Here is a 19477-nt window from a genome sequence, read left to right as displayed (position 1 = left end):
GCGGACTCCCGGAAGGACGCAGGCCCGCACGACCGGGTTCCGGGGAGGCCGGTGCCGGGCTTCGAGCCGGATCAGCGTCCCCGGTATCCGGGCAGCGGCCGGCGAGGACCCCGAGAGGCGGGAAGCCGGAGCGGCCGCGGTGGGGGCGGGGTTCGCCGTCACAGCCAGCCGTTGCGGCGGAAGGCCCGGTACAGCAGTCCCGCCCCCAGGACCATCACGGCGAGCACGCACGGGTAGCCGTAGCGCCAGTCGAGCTCGGGCATGTCGGCGAAGTTCATGCCGTAGATCCCGGCGACCATGGTGGGGACGGCGAAGATGGCGGCCCACGCGCTGATGCGGCGCATGTCGTCGTTCTGCCAGGTGCTCACCTTCGCCAGGTGGGCGTCCAGGACGGAGGCGAGCAGGTCGTCCATGGCCCGGACCTCCGTGTCGGTGCGGGTGAGGTGGTCGGTGACGTCACGGAAGTACGGCACGACCTGCCGCGGCCAGTCGTCCCGCGCCGTGGTGAAGGGCTGCATGACCGGCACCAGGGGCTGGATGGCGTCGCGGAACTCCACCACCTCGCGCTTGAGCGAGTAGATCTGCTCGGTCAGGTCCTCGCGGACGGGGGAGAACACGCATCGCTCCAGCTCCGTCAGATCCGTCCGCACCTGGGCGGCCGCCTCGGCGTAGGCGTCGACGATCACGTCGGTCAGCGTGTGCAGGACGCCGACCGGCCCGAGCCGTGCCATCTCCGGCTGCTGTGCGAGCCGGCGCGCGGCCTCCACGGTGGGGTCGTTCGCCCCGTGCCGTACGGTCAGCGCGAAGGAGGAGTCGAGGAAGATCATCACTTCGCCGGTCTCCACGTCCGAGGTCCGCTCCACGAACCACAGCGTCTTCACCGCGACCGCCAGCACGTCGCCGAAGCGCTCCTGCTTGGGCCGCTGGTGCGCCTGGACCGCGTCCTCCACGGCCAGAGGGTGCAGCTTCAGGTGCTCGGCGAGCCGCTGCAGCTCCTCCTGGGCGGGTTCGTCCATGCGGATCCAGGCGAACTCGTCCTGCTTCAGCACCGCCAGGCGGTCCAGGGTGACCTGGCACCCCCCGTCCGCCTGCCGGCAGTCGATCTGCTCGCTCTCACCCGTCTGCTGCTGATAAATCACGCACTCCATGCTCTTCGGATGCTTCCGGCACACCGTTCCATGCTTCCGGGAGCGCCTTTTCGCAGCACTGACCTGGCCCTCCTGCCGGATCGGGGGGCGTCGCCGGGACTCGTACGCCGGCGGGCCGTCGCGGGCGGCCGCCCGGGCGGGGCGTCACGGGCGGCCGCCCGGGCGGGGCGTCACGGGCGGCCAGCCTCGCGACACCCGGAAGCGGGCCGAGGAGGGCCGGAGCCGCCCGGGGGAGCCGCACCCCACCGTCAGTGATCATGGGTGTAGGTCGTCGACCTGCGGGATACCTGCCTGTCATGACGTTCTTTGCGGGACTGTTCGCGGGATTGCGCGACGCCGACCGGTCCCTGACCAAGCAGGCGGCCTCCCGCATACCGCCTCGCGCCGGCAAGGTGCTCTCGGCCGTGGAGGAGGTCGCGGAGAACTCGAAGCTGTGGTGCGGCGCCGCCGCCGCGATGGCGTGCCTGGGCGGCCGGCGCGGCCGCGGGGTGGCGGTCTCCGGCATGGCCGCCCTGACCGTGGCGCAGCTGATCTCGAACGGCCTGTGCAAGCACCTGGCCGACCGGCCCCGGCCGCCGAAGGACTGGTTTCCCCACGACGAGGTCGACGACCGGCCCGACTCGTCCTCCTTCCCCTCCGGGCACACCGCCGCCGCGGTGGCGTTCACCGCCGCCGTGGCGTCCACGGCGCCGGTCGCCGGCGCGGCGTGTGCGCTGCCGGCCGCCATGGTGGCGCTCGAGCGGGTGCAGAGCGGCGCCCACTATCCCAGCGACGTGGTCACCGGCGCCGCCATCGGCCTGGCCGGCGCTTGGCTCACTCGCCACGCCCCCCGCCTCGTCCTGCGCCACCGGCTCGCGCGGTGAAGGAACGGCGCCCCCGGTCCGTCATGCCGGTCGTGGAAGCTGTCGCCCCTCGCTGATCTCGTATGCGGCAGGCCGAATGGGGCAGAATGACGCGGAACGCACACGACACAGCGGCGCTTCGGGGGTACCCATGACATCGGCAGGCGTACCGGCACAGGCGAGCGGCACCCCGGGGCAGGCCCCGTCGCGCGGGGCGTCGCAGGAGATCGCGCTGCTCCTCGAGGAGTACCGCACGCTGCGGGAAGAGATCATCCACCGGGTCGCCGGACGCATGCAGATGATCGGCTTCGCGGGCATCATCTCCGCTTTACTGGTCATCTCGGACAAACCGAACTTCGGAGCACCCGCCGTCTACGTGGCCGTCCTGGTCCTGGTCGTGGCCCTGCTCTGGCTGCGCGGCATCAACCGGGCCATCCAGCGCATCGGCCGGCACCTGCGCACCGTGGAAGAGCGCATCAACGCGCTGGCGGCACAGGGATACGGCAGCACGGGCCCGGTGCTGACGTGGGAGACGACGGCACAGGACAGCCGCATGCGGGTTCGTGGCGTGCCCGGCCTCGTGGGCCGCTCCGGTGGCTGGTACGTCCGCACCGGCAGCTGACACCGGCCGCACGCACCTCCCCACCCCTACACTCCCCGTCCCATGAGCCAACTCCTGACGGCGACGCTTCCCGACGCGGTCGACCGCACCAGCCTGCAGACCGGCCGAGGCCCGTTCGCCTGCCTGGAAGCACACCCCCCGCACGACGAGCGCAAGGGGGCCGTGCTGTTGCTGCCGGGCCTCACCGGCAGCAAGGAGGACTTCGCACCCTTGCTCCCCCCGCTGGCCGCGGCCGGATACCGCGCTGTGGCCGTCGACGGCCGAGGCCAGTACGAGACCGACGGCCCGAGCTCCCCGGCCGCCTACACCCCGGCCGAACTCGCGGCCGACGTCATCGCGCTCACGGCAACGCTGGGGGACGAACCCGTTCACCTGGTGGGCCACTCGTTCGGGGGATTCGTAGCGCGTGAAGCGGTACTCCGTGCGGCCGCTTCCGAACCCGCCATGCCCTGGGCCAGTCTGACCCTCCTCAACTCCGGCCCCTCCGCTCCCTCGACCGGCCAACGCCGGCGGGCCCAGCTCCTCATCGACGCGCTGGCGTCCCTGCCCAAGGACGACATCTGGAGTTACGTGCGCCCCGCCCAGGCGTGCCGGGACGCCGAAGCGCTGATGCGCGAGCGGTGGGCACGCACCACCGCTCAGAGCCTCGTCTCTGCCGCACGGTGGTTGCTCGATCCCCCCTCGGGCATCAGCGACCTGGCCGCCTGCGGAATCCCCGTGCTGGTCCTTGCCGGTGAGCCGGACGACTCCTGGTCCGCATCGGAACTCGACGCGATGGCCGTGCAGTTGAAAGCCGAACGCCTCACCATTCCGAGCGGCGGCCACTCCCCCGGCATCCATGCTCCGCGGGCGACCGCCGAAGCCCTGGCCGAGTTCTGGGCCGGGAGAGGCCGGTCCCGCCCGCAGACGCGATGACCGGCCGGTGCTCCCCCTCGCGCCCGGGGCCGTCCCGGTCGATCGCACCCGGCGAGCCGGCCCTCGGTGCCTCTCCCCGCGCGGGCGGCGGCACCCGGCCGGGCACGGTTCCCCGTACGGCGGGAACCGGTCGCCCCCGACGGGGTTCCGGACGCCTCGCCCCAGCGCGTCACCGTGCCCTGCGCTGCCGCCTGATCGGCTCTCCCACCCGGTGCAGGTGGGTCAGGGCCTCGCGGTAGGAGCGGATCAGTCCGGTCTCGTGGTAGGGCACCCCGATGTCGGCGCAGTACTGCCGCACCACGGCCTGGGCCCGGCGCAGGTGGGGCGTGGGCATGCTCGGGAACAGGTGGTGCTCGATCTGGTAGTTGAGGCCGCCGAGCATCACGTCGGTGAACAGGCCGCCGCGTACGTTGCGGGACGTGAGGACCTGGCGCCGCAGGAAGTCCGGCCGCTCGTCACCGGTGAAGGTGGGCATGCCTTTGTGGTTCGGGGCGAAGGTGCAGCCGAGGTACACACCGAACAGGCACTGGTTCAGCGCCAGGAACGCCACCGCCTTGCCCGGCGGGAGGACCAGGAACAGGGCGGACAGCAGACCCACGATGTGCAGCAGGAGCAGGACGCCCTCCAGCGTCCGCTCCTTCATGTGGGGCGAACGCAGCGCCCGCAGGCTCGCGACGTGCAGGTTGAAGCCTTCGAGGGTCAGCAACGGGAAGAACAGCAGGGCCTGGTGACCGCCGATCAGGCGCGCCGCACCGCTGCTGGCGCGCGCCTGGTCGGTGGACCACACCAGGATGTCCGGGGCGACATCGGGGTCCAGGTCCTCGTGATTGGGGTTGGCGTGGTGACGCGTGTGCTTGTTCATCCACCAGCCGTAGCTCATGCCGACGCCCAGGTTCCCGAACAGCCTGCCCATGATCTCGCTGGGCCGGCGCCGCCGGAAGACCTGCCGGTGGGCCAGGTCGTGCGCGAGCAGGGCGACCTGCCCGAACACGAAGGCCAAGAAGGCCGCCACGGCCAACTGTCCCCAGGTGTCGCCCAGGAGGAAGAAGGCCCCCCACCCTGCCGCGTACAGGGCGACCACCAGGCTGATCCGTGCCGCGTAGTAACCGGGACGCCGACGCATCAGACCGGCCGCGGCTATCCGTCGGGAGAGCCGCGCGAAGTCGCTGCCGCCGTCGGCACCGGACCCTTCCACGACAGCAGGAGCGGAGCGGGGCGCCACGAAGGCATCGGGAGAAGTCGTCATGGCCCGAAGTCTCCCGCCGGCCCCGCGACCTGCAGAAGCCTGCCAGCCACCCCCTGCCCGCGAGGCGTTCCCCCCGGGCGCCCGGGGGTTATCCCCCGGGCCCGCCGGCGCGCCGCCCCGGTACGGACTCACGCCGGATCGGGCAGGTCCGTCCGCGCGAGCTTGACCGGGTCGGTCACGATCATGATGTCGGTGATCCGGCCCTCGACCACGGTGAACGCGACGACCGAGAGCGGGGTGCCGTCCTCGCGCCACGACACGATTCCCGGGAGGCCGTTGACGAGCACCGCCCGCCCCTGTGCGGCTGCGCCGGCGGACAGCCGCGCGCCTGCGGCGACCTTGGTGGCGCCCAGGGCGACGACCACGCCGGACGGGGTGTCGGCGGTCAGTTTCACCTCGGGGTCGAGTACGCGCAGCAATCCCTCGAAGTCGCCGCGGCGGGCCGCCGCCAGGAAGGCCTGGACCACCTCGCGCTGCTCCCGTCCCGCGCCGGCCGGCCGCTCGGGCGCCTGCACCTTCCTGCGGGCGCGGCTGGCGAGCATCTTGGAGGCGGCGGTGGACTTGCCCAGGATCTGGCCGATCTCGTCGAACGGGGCGGGGCGCCCTCCTCCCCGGAAGCCGCGCCTTCCCGGCGCCCGGGGAGGACGCCCCCGACGGGCCGGCGGCTCTCGCGGTTCTCGCGAGAGCCGCGGATCGCCTGGCGCGTTCCTCACGGTGCGCTGCCGGAGCCAGGCTGTACTACCCTTCGACCCGTCAGCGTCACACACCACGTCGGGGGCGTGCATGTCGGTGCGGAGCGAGGCCGTACTGGCCGAACTCGGCTCTCTTCCAGCTCCCGTGCGCGCGGACTACCTCCGCGTCCTCGAGACGGTGGTGCGGGTCGCCCCGAGGGCCTGGACCCGTCGCCGGGGCGTCCGGCTGCAGTGGATCACACTCCGGGACAGCGACGAGGTCGTGGTGCAGGTGGACTCCGGCGAACTGAGCAAGCACGTCGACTGGGACGGTCCGCGGTCCGCCCGTTCCTTCGCCGGCGCCCTGCGGGAGAAACGGGGAACGAACCGGTGCGCCGCCCTGGTCTACGGCAACGCGATCGACTCGCGCACCTGGGGTTGGATCATCCCGCTCCTGTTCGGACAACTGCCCAGGCTGGACTCGGCGGTGATGGTCGACATCGAACACCGCACGGGAGCCCGGTCCACGTTCTGGCTCCCGATCAGGTACCGGCGCTTCGTCGTCCGACGCCTGCGGTTCGAGGACGACGTACGCGCGATGCTCCAGCACGCCAAGAACCCATGACCCGACTTCCGCGACTGCTGGACGCCGGCCGTTCGGACAGGGGTGCTCCGACCACGGCGTGGACTCTCCTGTCTGCAGGGGTGAGTCCCTGTTGGGCGGCGCGGCAACGGCGCACGCCGCCCGGCCCGCCTCCCCTCTCAGGCACCCGTCTTCACAGAACCTCCGCGATTGAGCTCCGTGCGTATTACAGTTTTCCGCGCGCGACTCGTCATCTTGTGTCGCGCAAAGGGGCATGTGATGCGGAATCCTCCGCATGCCCAAGGTGCGCCGTTGGGGGGCTTTGTGCAGGAAATGATCAAGGGTTCGAACGTGGCCCTGGCGGACCTGAGCGACGACGTCGGTTCAGTGATCGTCAGTCTGGGCTGGGTCAGCCCCACCGGCGAGGGCGACGCGGACGTGTCGGTCCTGCTGCTGGACGCGAACGGCAAGGTGCGCAGCGACGACGACTTCTACTTCTACAACCACCCGGTGGCCGCGGACGGAAGCGTGCAGCTTCTGGGGAAGACGCCGACGGCGGACGGCAGCGAGGACCGGATCAGCTTCGACCTCACCGCGGTCCCGTCCGGGACCGACCGCATCGTCGTCGCCGCGAGCAGGTACGACGGAGCCCGCTTCGGTGAACTGGAGGACGTGAGGATCACACTGGCCGACGCGGCCGGTGAGAGCCTCCTCCGGTTCGCCGTCGATGACGCCGACTCCATGACGGCGGTCATCTTCGGCGAGCTGTACCGGCGGGGGGAGGAATGGAAGTTCCGCGCCGTCGGGCAAGGCTACGAAACCGGTCTTGCGGGGCTGGCGACGGACTTCGGGGTCGACATCGAGGACGACGCGGCCGCGGAGGCGGAAGCAGCACTCGAAAGCACCGAAGGCGACGAGCAGGCGGATGCGACGGAGTCGGCGCCGGCCGAGGAGCCGGCCACGCGAACGGTGCTGGAAGCCATCCCTGCTCCTCGCCGGCCTGAGGGCGAGGCTGTCGGGCCGAAGAAGCCGGCCGCTCGTCCTCGTACCGCGAAGAAGAAGATCACCCTTCCCAAGGCGGTCAGGAACACCCTGGCGGAGAACGACTCCTGGAGGCAGGCCAGGCTTTTCCCGGTCTCGGTGCTCAAGAGCGACCGGGACCGTGAGATGCGTGCCACTTCGGTGCTGCTGTCGGTGATGGCCCAGGTACCGGAGTTCAGCAGGAGGCTCACCGCCGGATTCGGCGCTCCGGCGGGTCGCATGGAGACGTTCACGGAGGTCTCCCTGCCCCATGGTGACAGCCCGCGGCGCCCGGACGGGGTGATCCGTGTGGAGCGGGCCGGCAAGTTGTGGACCGCGCTGGTCGAGACGAAGACCAACGGCAACGCGCTCAAGGCCGACCAGGTGCAGGCGTACATGGACATCGCCGCGCGCCGCGGTTACGAGGCCGTGATCACACTGACGAACGACGTCGCGCTGGAGGGCAGTCCGCTCGTCGACGTCAAGATCGACAAGCGGCGCAAGCACAAGGTGGCCCTCTGTCACCTGTCCTGGGCGGAAGTCGCCTACCAGGCGCAGATGCTGATCAGGCACGAGGGGGTGAGCAACGCGGCACACGCCTGGCTCCTCCAGGAACTGCTGCACTACCTGCAGCACGAGAACTCCGGCTGCCACGGGTTCCAGAACATGGGCCCCGCCTGGGTCCCCGTACGCAACGGAATCGACGACGAAACCCTCTGCCAGGGCGACGCACGGGCACTGGAGGTGGTCGAGAACTGGGAGCGGCTCATCCGCCAGGTCTGCCTCAGGCTGGGCGGCGAACTCGGACAGAAAGTGCTGCCCGTCCAGCGCGCCAGGCGCGGAGCGGATCCCAAGGAGCGCCGGAACCGCCTCGCCGACCAGCTCTGCCTCGACGGACGGCTCCAAGCGGAGCTGCGCATCGACGGAACCCCCGGCGTCCTGGCCATCAGCGCCGACCTGCGCACCGGCAAACTGCGCACCGGCATCGACGTCCCGGCGCCTGAGCAGGGCTATCCCCTGAGCTGGGCCAAGCGACTCGTCCGGCGCCTGGCCGAGGCACCCGCGGACCTCCACGTCGAAACACTCGTCGACAGTGACAGCGGAGGTCCACGCGGAACGCTGGAGCGGCTCCGCCCCGAGCCGGCGGACCTGCTCCCCAAGGACAACGGCACCAGGATCACCGGGTTCCGGTTGTCCCTGCTCAAGAACATGGGAAGCGGCCGCGGCAACGCCGAGTCCGGCTTCATCCGCAGCGTCGACGACGCCGTACACCGCTTCTACACCACCGTCGTCGTCCACCTGGACGCCCCGGCGGCACGCCGGACGCCGTCCAAGGAACGCACGACGACCGGATGACGTCCGGGCGCATGGAGCGGCCCTGACCCCGTCCGACGCGGAGCCGTCCTCTTGCACGAGCCCGATCCTGGAGCCGCGCGAGAGGACGCTCACGCGCCTTCGGCGGATACTTCCCCGAGGCAGGCGCGTCGTCGGGATCCTCCGCGTGAACTCCGTCTGACCGGCTGTCGCCGCTCTCCTCGCCTCGGGGGAACCTCGCCGCTGAGCCGCTCCGGCCGTGGACCGGCGCTGGACGGTCACGGGCCGGCCACTGCGCTTGCGCAGTCCGAAGAAGTCGGCGAGCACTACCCGGGCGTCGATCAGGACGTGTTGCGCGAGTGCCGGATCCTCGTGCCGGCGATGATCACGGCGTGGCGGTGGGGTCGGGGCGACCAGTTCCCGGACGGGCGCCGGATGGGCGCGGAGTGGCTCAGCCGGATGCGGGTGGCGCTCGCTCGCGACGGCCTGGACATCCGTGGCTGATGGCGGATTCCTGGGGTCATGGCCGACTGGCGGTTGCTGTCGGTGAACCGGTCTTGAGGTTTCCGAGCGCTCAGAGGCTCTTGCTGGCAACCTACTGCTGTGGATGCGGGGACTTCAGCGGTTCTGGGTGCCGGAGTGGGAGTGGTGGGGACGACCCTGGCAGCGGTCGTCGCAGGGGTGGCGGGGCAGCGACAGGTACGGGCTGAGCATCGTCACTGGCGTCGCCAGCTGCGCCGGGACGCTTACGCCGCCTTCACGGTCAAAGCCGACGAGGTCTACGAGGCGCTGCGGAGCATCGAGGCCGAGCTGGCCAGGCCGGGCCATGACCTCGACGGGCTGCGCGGCGCGCTCGACGAGACCCGGAGGCTGGTCCGAGGCGGTCTGGCCGACGCTCAGACCGCGGTCGAGCTCGAAGGTCCGGAGGAACTGGCGCGCATGGCGGGCGAGTCGGCCAAGTCGCTGTCGGCCTGCGTCGCAGCGATCCAGGCGAGAACCATCGGCCGCGAGGGCGGTGACGCGCTCGCGGCGAACGAGTCCCATCGCATCCGGCGTTTCCTCAACCACGCGTCGAACAAGCGGGAACAGTTCGTGCGCCATGCCCGCAAGGCCATCGATGTGTGAGCGTGGGGTCGAGCAGCGTTCGCGTCCCGCGACCAGTCCGGCTCCATGGCCTGATCGTGAAGGAACCGCATGCCGAACACCCCCGCCACCGCCGACTACTGGGAGCCGCTCTGGGCCGGCGGACGCCGGTACCGGGAGGTCACCGGAGCCGAGGCCACGCTGCTGGCCGATCACATCGGGCCCGGTCGCGGACGCCCGGCTCTCGACATCGGCACCGGCGACGGCGCACTCGCCCGCCGCCTCCACCAGCTCGGCTACCGCACCACCGGCATCGACTTCGCGCCCAGCGCCGTCGCAGCGGCCCGGGCCACTCCCCTTTCCGGGCACGGCGCCGGGCCGGTCCTGCGTCTCATGGACTTCGTCACCGACGACCTCAGCGCCCTGCCGGATCCCGCGTACGCGGTCGTCACCTGCCGCCTGGTCTACCGGTGGTCGGAGGACAAGCCGGCCTTCCTGGACCGCGTCAGGCAGGTCCTCGCCCCCGGCGGGACCTTCTGGGTCGTCACCGAGGTCGCCGGCCGCCGCGAGACCGGTGATCCCCGCCAGGGCCTCGGGATCAGCCCCGCCGAGGCCGAGGTCCTGACCGCGGGCTGGTCCGTCGTACGCGTCGCCGATCTCGACGTGCTGCGCTGCTACGCACTCCGCCCCTGAACATGGGCAGGCCCGCTTCGCGTGCGAGGCGTGATCAGCGGGGTTGTCCGCGAACTCCCCTTGATGTGTCCGTATTCGGTAACGGACGCATCCCGTGGCCACCGCGCCCCGTCCTGCCAAGTGGTCACCAGTGGCCGAGGAACGGCGAGCAACTGCGGGAGAGGACGGTCGACATGGCACGGCACGGCGGCGGGCGGGGCTGGTACGGCAAGGTGGTCGGGGCGGCGCTCGGGGTGACCGTGCTGGCCGCGGGCGCCTCGGTGTGGGCCGCGCAGGCCGGCGCCGTGAGCGACTCGTCGCCCCGAGCGGCCGCGCCGGCCACGTCGGGCAGCGACGTCAAGCCGGTGACGGCGACCATCGCGCACGCCTCGGACAAGGGGGCGCGCGGTGTCAACATCACCATCGACGACGGACCGGACCCCGTGTGGACGCCGCAGGTGCTCGACGTGCTGCGCGAGTACGGGGTGAAGGCGACGTTCTGCATGGTGGGGACGCAGGCGCAGGCCCACCCGGACCTCGTGAAGAAGGTGGTCGCGGCCGGGCACCGGCTGTGCGACCACTCGGTGTCCCACGACACCGGCATGGACGCCAAGTCCCAGGCCTACCAGTCGCAGCAGATACGCGACGCCGAGCGCATGATCACCGAGGCGTCCGGGGGCGTACGACCGATGTACTACCGGGCGCCCGGCGGGGCCTTCACCCCTTACAGCCGCACGCTGGCCGCCTCCCGGGGCATGCGCCCGCTGGGCTGGAACGTGGACTCCAAGGACTTCGAGCGGCCCGGTGCGGACGCCATCGTCGCCACCGTCGAGCGGGAGCTGCCCAACGGGCCGACGCTCCTCTTCCACGACGCGGGCGGCGACCGGTCCCAGACCGTCCAGGCCCTGCGCCGGATCCTGCCCTGGCTGAAGGAGCAGGGCTGCTCCTTCGGCTTCCCGGTGCGCTGAGCCGGGCCCCGGCCGGTCACGGTGACCGTGGTCTCCTCGCTGCCGGGGTTGCGCAGCGTGGTGGTGCACCGGGCGGGCTCGGGGGGCCGGACCCGCCATGACCGGTGCCGTGGCCGCGTCCGTCCGCCTCCGGCGGGAGCGACGACGAGCTCACGTGCCGCGGTGTGCCGGCGGTCACCGGGGGGAGCCGGTCGGACCTTCCCGGAGGAAGTCGACGAGCGCGGAGGCCAGGGCCGCGGGCGCCTGCTCGGCGACGTGGTGCCCGGAGTCGATGCCGTGCCCCCGGACGTCGGTGGCCCACCGGCGCCAGATCGCGAGGGGATCGCCGTAGAGGTCCTCCAGGTCGTCCTGGAGTGACCAGAGGACCAGCGTCGGGCAGGTGACGCGCGAGCCGGCGTCCCGGTCGGCCTGCTCGTGCTGCCGGTCGACGGTGAGGCCGGCCCGGTAGTCCTCGAGCATCGCCCGCACCACGTCAGGATCGCGGGTGGCCCGCCGCCACTCGTCGTGGTTCTCCGGCCCCATGGCATCGGGGTCGCCGCGGTACCAGCTGTCGGGGTCGGCGGTGATGACCCGCTCGGGGACGTCCGGCTGGGCGAAGAAGAACCAGTGCCACCACTGAGTGGCGAACTCGACCGTGATCCGCGACAGGTGCTCCGTCAGCGGCAGACAGTCCAGGAAGGCCACGCGGGAGACGGCGTCGGGGTGGTCCAGCGTCAGGCGCAGCGCCACGCTGCCCCCGCGGTCGTGCCCGGCGAGCGCGAACCGGCGGTGGCCGAGACGGCGCATGACGGCCACCACGTCAGCGGCCACGGCGCGCTTGGAGTAGCCCGCGTGATCCGCCGTGAAGCGCGGTCCTCTGGAGCGGCCGTACCCGCGCAGGTCCGGGCAGACCACCGTGTGACCGGCTTCCACGAGCCGCGGAGCGACCCGGTGCCAGGTGGCCGACGTACGGGGATGACCGTGCAGCAGGACCACCGGCGGGCCCTCGCCGCCGAAGCGCACGAAGACGGACGCCTCGCCGACGTCGAGTCGCGCCTCCTGGAACCCTTCGAACACCCCAGCCTCCCTCACGCCCGGTCGGCGCACCGCTCCGGCGCCGGCACGACACGGACTCTTCCTGGTGCCCCGGCCGACTGCGGCCATGCGCGTGGCGGGAGGGAGACCGCCGCGGCGACGGCCGTCGGAGCGGGCCCCGTCGACGTGTGAAAGCGGCGTCCGTGGCGGTGGTCGTCGCCTCGGCGGTCTCCGCGACGGGGGGCCGACGGGGTGAACGGCCGAGTCCGCGGTGCCGCTCGCGCGCTGTGCCGCGTCGGGGGCCGGGGGGACGAGCGCGGTGATCGTCGACCGTCCCCCTCCGCCGGACGGCGGCGTCCCCCTCCGCCGGACGGCGGCGTCCCCCTCCGCCGGACGGCGGCGTCCCCCTCCGCCGGACGGCGGCGCCTGCGGCGCCGTGGCGACGGGCCCGCGCGGACGCGGCGGCCGCACGGCGGTGACGGCCGGAGGGGAACGCCGGCCGTCACGGCCGTCGCCGGAGGGGAACAGCGCCTAGGCTGGAAGTCTCGCCGGTGCGGGTCGGGCCAGGGAGGTGCGATGACGGACATGCCGAACCACCCGTACGCGCACGAAGCCAGCCGCTACCTGCCGATCGCCGAGCACGGGCTGATCGGGGACCTGCGCAGCGTGGCCCTGGTGGGGACGGACGGCACGATCGACTGGTACTGCTGCGGCGCCTTCGACGCCCCGAGCGTCTTCGGCTCGATCCTGGACGCCGAGCGCGGCGGCCGCTTCGAACTGGCGGCGGCCGTCCCGGCACGGACCAAGCAGTTCTACTTCCCCGACACCAACGTCCTGATCACCCGGTTCTTCACCGAGGACGGGGTCGGTGAGGTGCAGGACTTCATGCCGGTGAGCGGCGGGGCCGCCGAGGCGGAGCGGCACCGGCTGATCCGGCGCGTGGTGTGCGTGCGCGGCGCCCTCCCGTTCCGCACGCGCGTGGCCCCGCGCTTCCACTACGGCGCCCGCCCGCACACCCTCCGCATGACGGGCGGTGTGGCCCTCTTCGCATCCGAGGAGCTGTCCCTCTCGCTGACCGCCACGGTGCCCCTGGAGACCGACGGACCGGACGTGTACGCCGACTTCAAACTCTCCGAGGGCGAGTCGGCGGTGTTCGCCCTCGACCGGGTCGGCGGGCAGGTGCCTCCGCGCCGGTGCGCCCACCACGAGGCGGAGACGCAGTTCACCGCCACGGTGGCGTACTGGCGGCGCTGGCTGTCCTCCTCCGTGTACCGGGGCCGCTGGCGGGAGATGGTGCACCGCTCCGCGCTCACCCTGAAGCTGCTCACCTACGCGCCCACCGGGGCGATCGTCGCCGCGCCGACCACCAGCCTGCCCGAGCAGATGGGCGGCGAACGCAACTGGGACTACCGCTACGTCTGGGTGCGCGACGCCGCCTTCTGCGTCTACGCGCTGCTGCGGCTGGGCTTCGCCGACGAGGCCGAGGCGTTCATGGAGTTCGTGACACGGCACATCAGTCCCGGCGACGGGAACCCTTCCGGTCCGCTGCAGATCATGTACGGCATCGACGGGCGCGCGGACTTGGCCGAGAGCGTGCTCCCCCATCTGGAGGGCCACCACGGCTCCGGGCCGGTGCGGATCGGCAACGGCGCCGCGCACCAGCTCCAGCTCGACATCTACGGCGCTCTGATCGACTCCATCTACCTCTACGACAAATGGGCGCGGCCCGTCTCCAGCGCCCAGTGGGACGACGTGTGCGCCCTCGTCGACTGGGTCTGCGCGCACTGGGACCAGCCCGACGAGGGAATCTGGGAGACCCGCGGCGGCCGCAAGGACTTCCTGTACTCGCGGCTGATGTGCTGGGTGGCGATCGAGCGGGCCATCCGGATGGCGAACCGGCGCGGGCTGCCCGCCGACCTGCCCCGCTGGCGGGAGTGCCGCGACACGATCTACCGGCGCATCCACACCCGGGGCTGGTCCGCCCACCGCCGGGCCTTCGTGCAGTACGAGGGCGGGGACGTGCTGGACGCGGCGCTGCTGATGATGCCGTTGAGCAAGTTCATCGCCCCGACCGACCCCAAGTGGCTGTCCACCCTCGACGCGCTCACCCACGACCTGGTGTCGGACTCCCTCGTCTACCGCTACGACCCGCTGGCCAGCCCCGACGGGGTGCGCGGCGACGAGGGCACGTTCTCCATCTGCTCCTTCTGGTACGTCGAGGCCCTGGTGCACGCCGGCCGGCTGGACGAGGCCCGGCTGTCCTTCGAGAAGATGCTGACGTACGCCAACCACCTGGGCCTGTACGCCGAGGAGATCAGCCACACCGGTCAGCAGCAGGGCAACTTCCCGCAGGCGTTCACCCATCTGGCGCTGATCAGCGCGGCCTTCAACCTGGACCGGGCCCTGGGCTGACGGCCCGGGGTCCCGTCACGGTCCCTTCCCCGCGTCCGCGGGCGGGCGCTGTCGCCCCTGCCGCACGGGCACGGCGGCGCGAGGTCCCCGGAGCCCCGGTCAGCGGTCCTCGCGCCGGGCGTTTCCCCGTTTTCGTCCCGGGTACGCGGCGAAGCCCGACGTCGATGGGAGGACGGACATGGGCGGTCGCAAGAACGACAGCGGGGACCGCTACGACCGGGCGCGCGACGCGACCGAGCCCGGGGCGCACTCGGGGTCGGAGCACCAGGCGCAGCAGCGGTCCGTTCCGGGCACCGCGAGTGCCGAGGAGGGCTACCAGCCGGAACGCGGCACGGTGGCGGGCAAGCCTCTGGAAGGGGTCGAGGCCCAGGAGGACACTCCGCGAGAGCCGGACGACGAAACGGGCGCGGAGACCTCCGACCGCTAGCTTCGACGCGGCGGGCCGGGGCGCACGGTCCCGGCCCCCGCCCGCAGGCCATGCGGCCGGCGGGGGCCTGTCACCTTCTCCGGTGCGCGGTCACCGGTCTCGCCGACCGCTTCGATCCGCTCCGGCGGGCCGATGACCCACGGTGCTTCCGTGGACGGGGTGAGCCACCGCGGCCGGGTACCGGGCGGTCCGCCGGCCGTGATCCTTCCGGCGCTCGCCGGCGAACCGGTCCGCGCGGCCGGCGGCGGAACCGCTACCGGTGCGGGACGGCGAGTTCACGGCCCCAGTAGAAGCCCTCCCGCTCCTCCACGACCTGCGACGCCATGTCCGCGCGCCGCTGCGCCTCGGATTCGGACGTCCGCCAGGAGTCGCACGCCTCCTTCGAGTCCCAGAAGGACACCCCGGTGATCTCCTGCCCGTCCTCGGACCAGTACGCGAAAGCGCGGCGCATCCCCTGCGGGTAGGGGTCGGGACGCCACGCCCGTTCGAACTCCTCCAGGCTGCCCGGGCGAATGCGGCGCGTGGTCACCCACACGAAATGCTCCTCCATCGCGGCCACCTGTCCCTCAGCGCTCCGGCTCGTCGGCTTCCTTCCGACCACCGTAGATTCCCGGCGCCGCTTCCGCCTGCGGGGCGGCCGGCCCGGTCGCGGGCCCCCGGACGCCACCGGGCCCGGGACCGCACGGGGCCACCGGCGGAGCTTCGGCCCGGTCCCGGAGAGGGCCGGGGCGACGACCGTGACCGGGATCCTCGACGGTTCACGCACGCCGGAGGACGGACGCGCGGGAGTGGACGGCGGGCACACCTGCCGGCAGACCCAAGGGCGGGCGCCCCGGGCCGCCGGCGCGCGCACGCCCTCGGGATCCTCGAGGGGTTCTCGGAGGAGGGTCTGCGGCGGCCGGCGCAAGCCTCCCGTCCTCCCGTCCTCACTCGGGTGCGGCGGCCGGGTCCGCTGGGGTCGCCCGGGCGGCCGAGCCCCGTTCGGCGCCTGAGGGGCGTCGGCCGTCGCGGGGAGACCCGTGCGACGGCGTCGGCGGGTCAGCGCAAGTGGTCGCGCACGACGTCGAGGAACTCCCGGCGGCTCGGGCGTATCGCCTCCCAGACCTTCTCGTCCTGGGGCTCGCCCGGGTCGTCGGGGCCCTTGCGGATCACGTCCTGGACGGCGTACGCGAGACGGCGGGCCGCGTCGTTGACCTCGGGTGCGCACAGCATGTGGATCGTCTTCTGCGTGACCCACATCCTGTCCACGGTCTGTCTGGCCCGCGCCTCCCACTGCGCGTCGGCCATGCGGTGCTGGTAGCGGTCGACGGCGACCCGTTCGGCTTCCTGTACCGCGGACAGGAAGGCGATGAGGTGGGTGAGGCGTTCGCAGCGACGCGCCTCGGCGCATTCACGGGTGCCGCGGCTCTCCTCGACGCGCGCGGACGCGCGTCCCGACGTGTGCTGGGCCAGCCACGACATCAGCCCGCCCAGGACGACACCGACGAGCGGTGCGAGCGTTGTCCAGGTCACAGCCGAACGATGGCATCGGCGGCATCGGGGCCACTGTCCCTTTTGCGAAACCCTGGAAAGCGGCCCGGCCGTCCTGTAAGGCCCCGGCCGGCGCCGAGGACGCGACCCGGTCGACCGCCGCGGCCCGGTGACGGGCGCCCGACCCGCCGTCAGCCCTTCGGGGCCGATACCGCGGCGCTGATCTCCCGCTTGAGGATCTTGCCGCTGGGTCCCATCGGCAACGCGTCCATGAGCCACACCGCTCTGGGGTACTTGTACGCCGCCACCCGGTCCTTGACGTACTGCCGCAGCTCCTCGACGGTGGCCGCCGCGCCCGGACGCAGCACCACCGCGGCCGCGATCTCCTCGCCGAGCTGCTCGTGGGGCACGCCCACCACCGCGGCGAGGGCGACGGCCGGGTGCTCGTGCAGGACCTCCTCGATCTCGCGCGGATACACGTTGTAGCCGCCGCGGATGATCATGTCCTTCTTGCGGTCGACGATGTAGAGGTAGCCGTCCTCGTCGCGCCGGGCCAGGTCTCCGGTGCGCAGCCAGCCGTCCGGGACGGCGGCCGCCGTCTCCTGCGGACGGTTCCAGTAGCCCTTCATCAGATTGGGGCCGCGCACGGCCAGCTCGCCGATCTCGCCGGCGCCGACGTCCTGGCCCCGGTCGTCCAGCAGCCGGACCTCCACGTCCCGGATCGGGGTGCCGATCGAGCCGGCCTTGCGGGGCCGGTCGAGGTGGTTGAACGTCACCACCGGGCTGGTCTCGGACATGCCGAAGCCCTCCAGCACCGCGCACCCGAAGCGTTCCTCGAAGCCGTGCAGCACCTCCACGGGCAGTGACGCGCCGCCGGAGATGCACATCCGCAGCGTCGACACGTCCGCGTCCGTCAGGTGCTGCAGCAGGGCCGCGTACATGGTGGGCACGCCCTCGAACACCGTGGCCCGGTCGCGGGCGATGGCCTCGAGCACGGTCTGCGGATCGAACCGCGGGACGAGCGTGAGCGAGGCGCCGCTGCGGACGGCCACGCTCATGGTGCAGACCTGTCCGAAGATGTGGAACAGCGGCAGACAGCCCACCACCACGTCCTCCGCCGTCATCCGCGCGACATGGTTCTCCATGACCTCGGTGTTGTGCCGCAGCCCGCCGTGGGTGAGCGCGGCGCCCTTGGGCTTGCCGGTGGTGCCGGAGGTGTACAGAAGGACGGCCACGTCGTCGTCCGCCGTCCGCGCCACCTCGCCCAGCGGCTCGTGCCCGGCCAGCAGCGCGGCGAAGGAGGAGGGCTCCACAGCGACGCGCCGCACCCCGGAGGCCGCCGCTCCCCGCGCCCCCTCCCCCGGCGCCCGGTGCCACTCGAGGAGCAGCACGGCTCCGGAGTCGGTGAGGTGGTACGCGGTCTCCCGCTCCTTCAGCAGGGGATTGAGCGGCACCACGATCGCCCCGGCACGCAGCGCGGCGTAGTAGAGGACGACGAACTCGGGGACGTTCGGCAGCATCACGGCGACCCGGTCTCCGGGCCGCACGCCCTCGGCCCGCAGCAGCGCGGCCGCGCGGGCGCTGCGCTCGTCCAGCTCGGCGTAGGAGGTGACGTCCGGTCCCAGCCGCAGCGCCGGACGCTGCGGCCGGCGGGCCGCCGTCTCCACCAGGAACTCCGCCAGATTGGCCATGGCCGCCTCCACGAACTCACCGTCGACATACGTTGTTCACGTGGGCGACATCGTGCTTCGATCCGCCGCCACCGCCTATGGGCGGCACGACACCGTCCCCCGCCCCTGACTGTTCCCGCGAACAAAACAGGGGCACTACGCTGCGGTGATGGAGCTCTCAGACGTGATCGCGGCGATCCACGGCAGACTTCCCGGACTGGGTGAGCGGATCGCGGAACGCATTCGCGCGGACGTCCCCGCCTACGGGGACGAGGCGCTCATCCCGTTCGACTCCCTGCGCACGTCCTGCACCGCGAACGCGGACCTGGTCCTGGGACACCTGCGCCGGGAAGGCGCCCCGGACCCCGGACCCGCCCGCGAGACCGGCAGGATCCGCGCCGAACAGGGCATGCCGCTGGCGGACATCCTGCACGCCTACCGGATCGGCTTCGAGTTCATGTGGTCGGAGATCCTCGCGGAGGCCCGCGCCCGTCCCGCCGTTCCGGACATCCAGTTGGTGGACCGCTCGGCGGAGATCTGGCACCTGTTCGGCCTGTACGCCGAGGCGGTGGCGGCCGCGCACCGGGAGACCACCGCCGAGTTGGCCGTGCGGCGCGGCGCCCGGCGCTCGGCACTGGTCGAAGCGCTGTTCTCCGGCGTGCTCGCCGACCGCACCACGCTGTGGGACGCGGCCCGCGAACTGGGCCTCCCGGAGCGGGGGCCCTACGCCGTCGTCGCGGCCGCGGCGGACTCCCCCGGCGTGGAGCCGCTGCCCGGCCTGGAAAGCGCGCTGCGCGAGGCGCGCCTCGCCTCCGCATGGCGGCTGCTGCCGGATCAGCAGATCGGTCTCATCGCGCTCGCCGCACCGGACGCGGAGGCCGTCGCCCTTCGCCTCCTGAAGCGCACCGGCGCCCGCCTGGGGGTCAGTCCCCGGTTCCCCTCGCTGCACGACACGCCCCAGGCCCTGCGTTTCGCCCGGCTGGCACTGGCGGGCCTGCCGGGCAGCGCCCCGGGGGTGGCCCGCTTCGACGACGATCCCCTCGCCATGCTGGTCGCCGCGGCCCCCGCGGAGGCCGCGCACCTGATGAACGTGGTCCTGAAGCCGGTGCTCGAGCTCCCGGGCCTCGAGCGTGCGCGCCTGCTGGACACCCTGGAGAACTGGTTCGCGGCCGGCGGCTCCGCCGCGACCACCGCGGAACGCCTCTACGTCCACCCCAACACCGTGCGCTACCGTCTGCGCCGCGTCGAGAAGCTGACCGGCCTCTCCCTCACGGATCCCCACGCGGTGGCCGGCCTCCGCGCCGCGCTGCTGGCCACACGGAACCCCGCGGCGGGGCAGGGCACCGACACCGCCCCGGCATCGTCCGGGTGACGTCGTCGCGGTTGCCGCCGGCCGGCGA

At 72.5% G+C, this 19477-nt stretch carries 17 protein-coding genes and 1 pseudogene; 11 read left to right on the top strand and 7 right to left on the bottom strand.

What is annotated here, in order from left to right; all coding sequences use genetic code 11:
- Nucleotides 1-158: 158 nt before the first annotated feature.
- Complete coding sequence (locus tag ACH4F6_RS15055) at nucleotides 159-1148, bottom strand: magnesium and cobalt transport protein CorA (protein ID WP_397960576.1); 990 nt, start codon at nucleotides 1146-1148, stop codon at nucleotides 159-161.
- A 296-nt stretch (nucleotides 1149-1444) separates the two neighbouring features.
- On the opposite strand from ACH4F6_RS15055, the gene ACH4F6_RS15050 reads away from it, so the two are divergent.
- From ACH4F6_RS15050 to ACH4F6_RS15040, 3 genes are all read left to right on the top strand, one after another.
- The gene (locus tag ACH4F6_RS15050) at nucleotides 1445-2011 is read left to right on the top strand and encodes a phosphatase PAP2 family protein (RefSeq protein WP_397960575.1); all 567 of its coding nucleotides are present in this window, start codon (nucleotides 1445-1447) and stop codon (nucleotides 2009-2011) included.
- Nucleotides 2012-2141: 130 nt separating this feature from the next.
- Nucleotides 2142-2612 (top strand): hypothetical protein, encoded by a 471-nt coding sequence (locus ACH4F6_RS15045; RefSeq protein WP_397960574.1) that lies wholly within the window; start codon nucleotides 2142-2144, stop codon nucleotides 2610-2612.
- Nucleotides 2613-2654: 42 nt separating this feature from the next.
- Complete coding sequence (locus tag ACH4F6_RS15040) at nucleotides 2655-3527, top strand: alpha/beta fold hydrolase (protein ID WP_397960573.1); 873 nt, start codon at nucleotides 2655-2657, stop codon at nucleotides 3525-3527.
- Nucleotides 3528-3696: 169 nt separating this feature from the next.
- Here ACH4F6_RS15040 and ACH4F6_RS15035 read toward each other — a convergent pair whose 3' ends face one another.
- Complete coding sequence (locus ACH4F6_RS15035; protein WP_397960572.1) at nucleotides 3697-4773, bottom strand: fatty acid desaturase family protein; 1077 nt, start codon at nucleotides 4771-4773, stop codon at nucleotides 3697-3699.
- 128 nt (nucleotides 4774-4901) lie between these two features.
- A pseudogene (locus ACH4F6_RS15030) lies at nucleotides 4902-5366 on the bottom strand (RNA polymerase subunit sigma-70); the annotation flags it as partial.
- Between the two features lie 190 nt (nucleotides 5367-5556).
- On the opposite strand from ACH4F6_RS15030, the gene ACH4F6_RS15025 reads away from it, so the two are divergent.
- The 5 genes from ACH4F6_RS15025 to ACH4F6_RS15005 all read left to right on the top strand — a co-directional run bounded on the left by ACH4F6_RS15025 (nucleotide 5557) and on the right by ACH4F6_RS15005 (nucleotide 11084).
- Complete coding sequence (locus tag ACH4F6_RS15025; RefSeq protein ID WP_397960571.1) at nucleotides 5557-6069, top strand: hypothetical protein; 513 nt, start codon at nucleotides 5557-5559, stop codon at nucleotides 6067-6069.
- Between the two features lie 291 nt (nucleotides 6070-6360).
- Complete coding sequence (locus ACH4F6_RS15020) at nucleotides 6361-8403, top strand: TerD family protein (RefSeq protein ID WP_397960735.1); 2043 nt, start codon at nucleotides 6361-6363, stop codon at nucleotides 8401-8403.
- Nucleotides 8404-9009: 606 nt separating this feature from the next.
- The gene (locus ACH4F6_RS15015; protein ID WP_397960570.1) at nucleotides 9010-9486 is read left to right on the top strand and encodes a hypothetical protein; all 477 of its coding nucleotides are present in this window, start codon (nucleotides 9010-9012) and stop codon (nucleotides 9484-9486) included.
- A 69-nt stretch (nucleotides 9487-9555) separates the two neighbouring features.
- Entirely contained in the window at nucleotides 9556-10137 is a 582-nt protein-coding gene (locus ACH4F6_RS15010) for a class I SAM-dependent methyltransferase (RefSeq protein WP_397960569.1), read from the top strand.
- A 173-nt stretch (nucleotides 10138-10310) separates the two neighbouring features.
- Nucleotides 10311-11084 carry a polysaccharide deacetylase family protein gene (locus ACH4F6_RS15005; protein ID WP_397960568.1) on the top strand — a complete coding sequence of 258 codons (774 nt, stop codon included), beginning with the start codon at nucleotides 10311-10313 and terminating at the stop codon, nucleotides 11082-11084.
- Nucleotides 11085-11258: 174 nt separating this feature from the next.
- Here the strand turns inward: ACH4F6_RS15005 and ACH4F6_RS15000 are convergent, their stop codons facing one another.
- Nucleotides 11259-12140, bottom strand: coding sequence for an alpha/beta fold hydrolase (locus ACH4F6_RS15000; RefSeq protein ID WP_397960567.1), 882 nt, complete (start codon nucleotides 12138-12140; stop codon nucleotides 11259-11261).
- Nucleotides 12141-12674: 534 nt separating this feature from the next.
- Here ACH4F6_RS15000 and ACH4F6_RS14995 point away from each other — a divergent pair.
- Entirely contained in the window at nucleotides 12675-14510 is a 1836-nt protein-coding gene (locus ACH4F6_RS14995) for a glycoside hydrolase family 15 protein (RefSeq protein ID WP_397960566.1), read from the top strand.
- A 178-nt stretch (nucleotides 14511-14688) separates the two neighbouring features.
- Nucleotides 14689-14937 (top strand): hypothetical protein, encoded by a 249-nt coding sequence (locus tag ACH4F6_RS14990; RefSeq protein WP_397960564.1) that lies wholly within the window; start codon nucleotides 14689-14691, stop codon nucleotides 14935-14937.
- 253 nt (nucleotides 14938-15190) lie between these two features.
- Here the strand turns inward: ACH4F6_RS14990 and ACH4F6_RS14985 are convergent, their stop codons facing one another.
- The 3 genes from ACH4F6_RS14985 to ACH4F6_RS14975 form a co-directional block, all read right to left on the bottom strand.
- Nucleotides 15191-15487, bottom strand: coding sequence for a hypothetical protein (locus ACH4F6_RS14985; protein WP_397960563.1), 297 nt, complete (start codon nucleotides 15485-15487; stop codon nucleotides 15191-15193).
- Nucleotides 15488-15975: 488 nt separating this feature from the next.
- Nucleotides 15976-16449, bottom strand: a complete 474-nt coding sequence (locus ACH4F6_RS14980) for a hypothetical protein (protein WP_397960562.1) — start codon at nucleotides 16447-16449, stop codon at nucleotides 15976-15978.
- Between the two features lie 149 nt (nucleotides 16450-16598).
- Nucleotides 16599-18098, bottom strand: coding sequence for a long-chain fatty acid--CoA ligase (locus ACH4F6_RS14975; protein ID WP_397960561.1), 1500 nt, complete (start codon nucleotides 18096-18098; stop codon nucleotides 16599-16601).
- A 148-nt stretch (nucleotides 18099-18246) separates the two neighbouring features.
- On the opposite strand from ACH4F6_RS14975, the gene ACH4F6_RS14970 reads away from it, so the two are divergent.
- Nucleotides 18247-19449: a PucR family transcriptional regulator gene (locus ACH4F6_RS14970; RefSeq protein WP_397960560.1), complete on the top strand. Its 1203-nt coding sequence runs from the start codon at nucleotides 18247-18249 to the stop codon at nucleotides 19447-19449.
- The last annotated feature ends 28 nt before the right edge of the window (nucleotides 19450-19477 follow it).

This window comes from Streptomyces sp. NPDC017936 (assembly GCF_044328485.1).
GTDB lineage: Bacteria > Actinomycetota > Actinomycetes > Streptomycetales > Streptomycetaceae > Streptomyces.
This window is presented reverse-complemented; position numbering and strand designations above follow the sequence as displayed.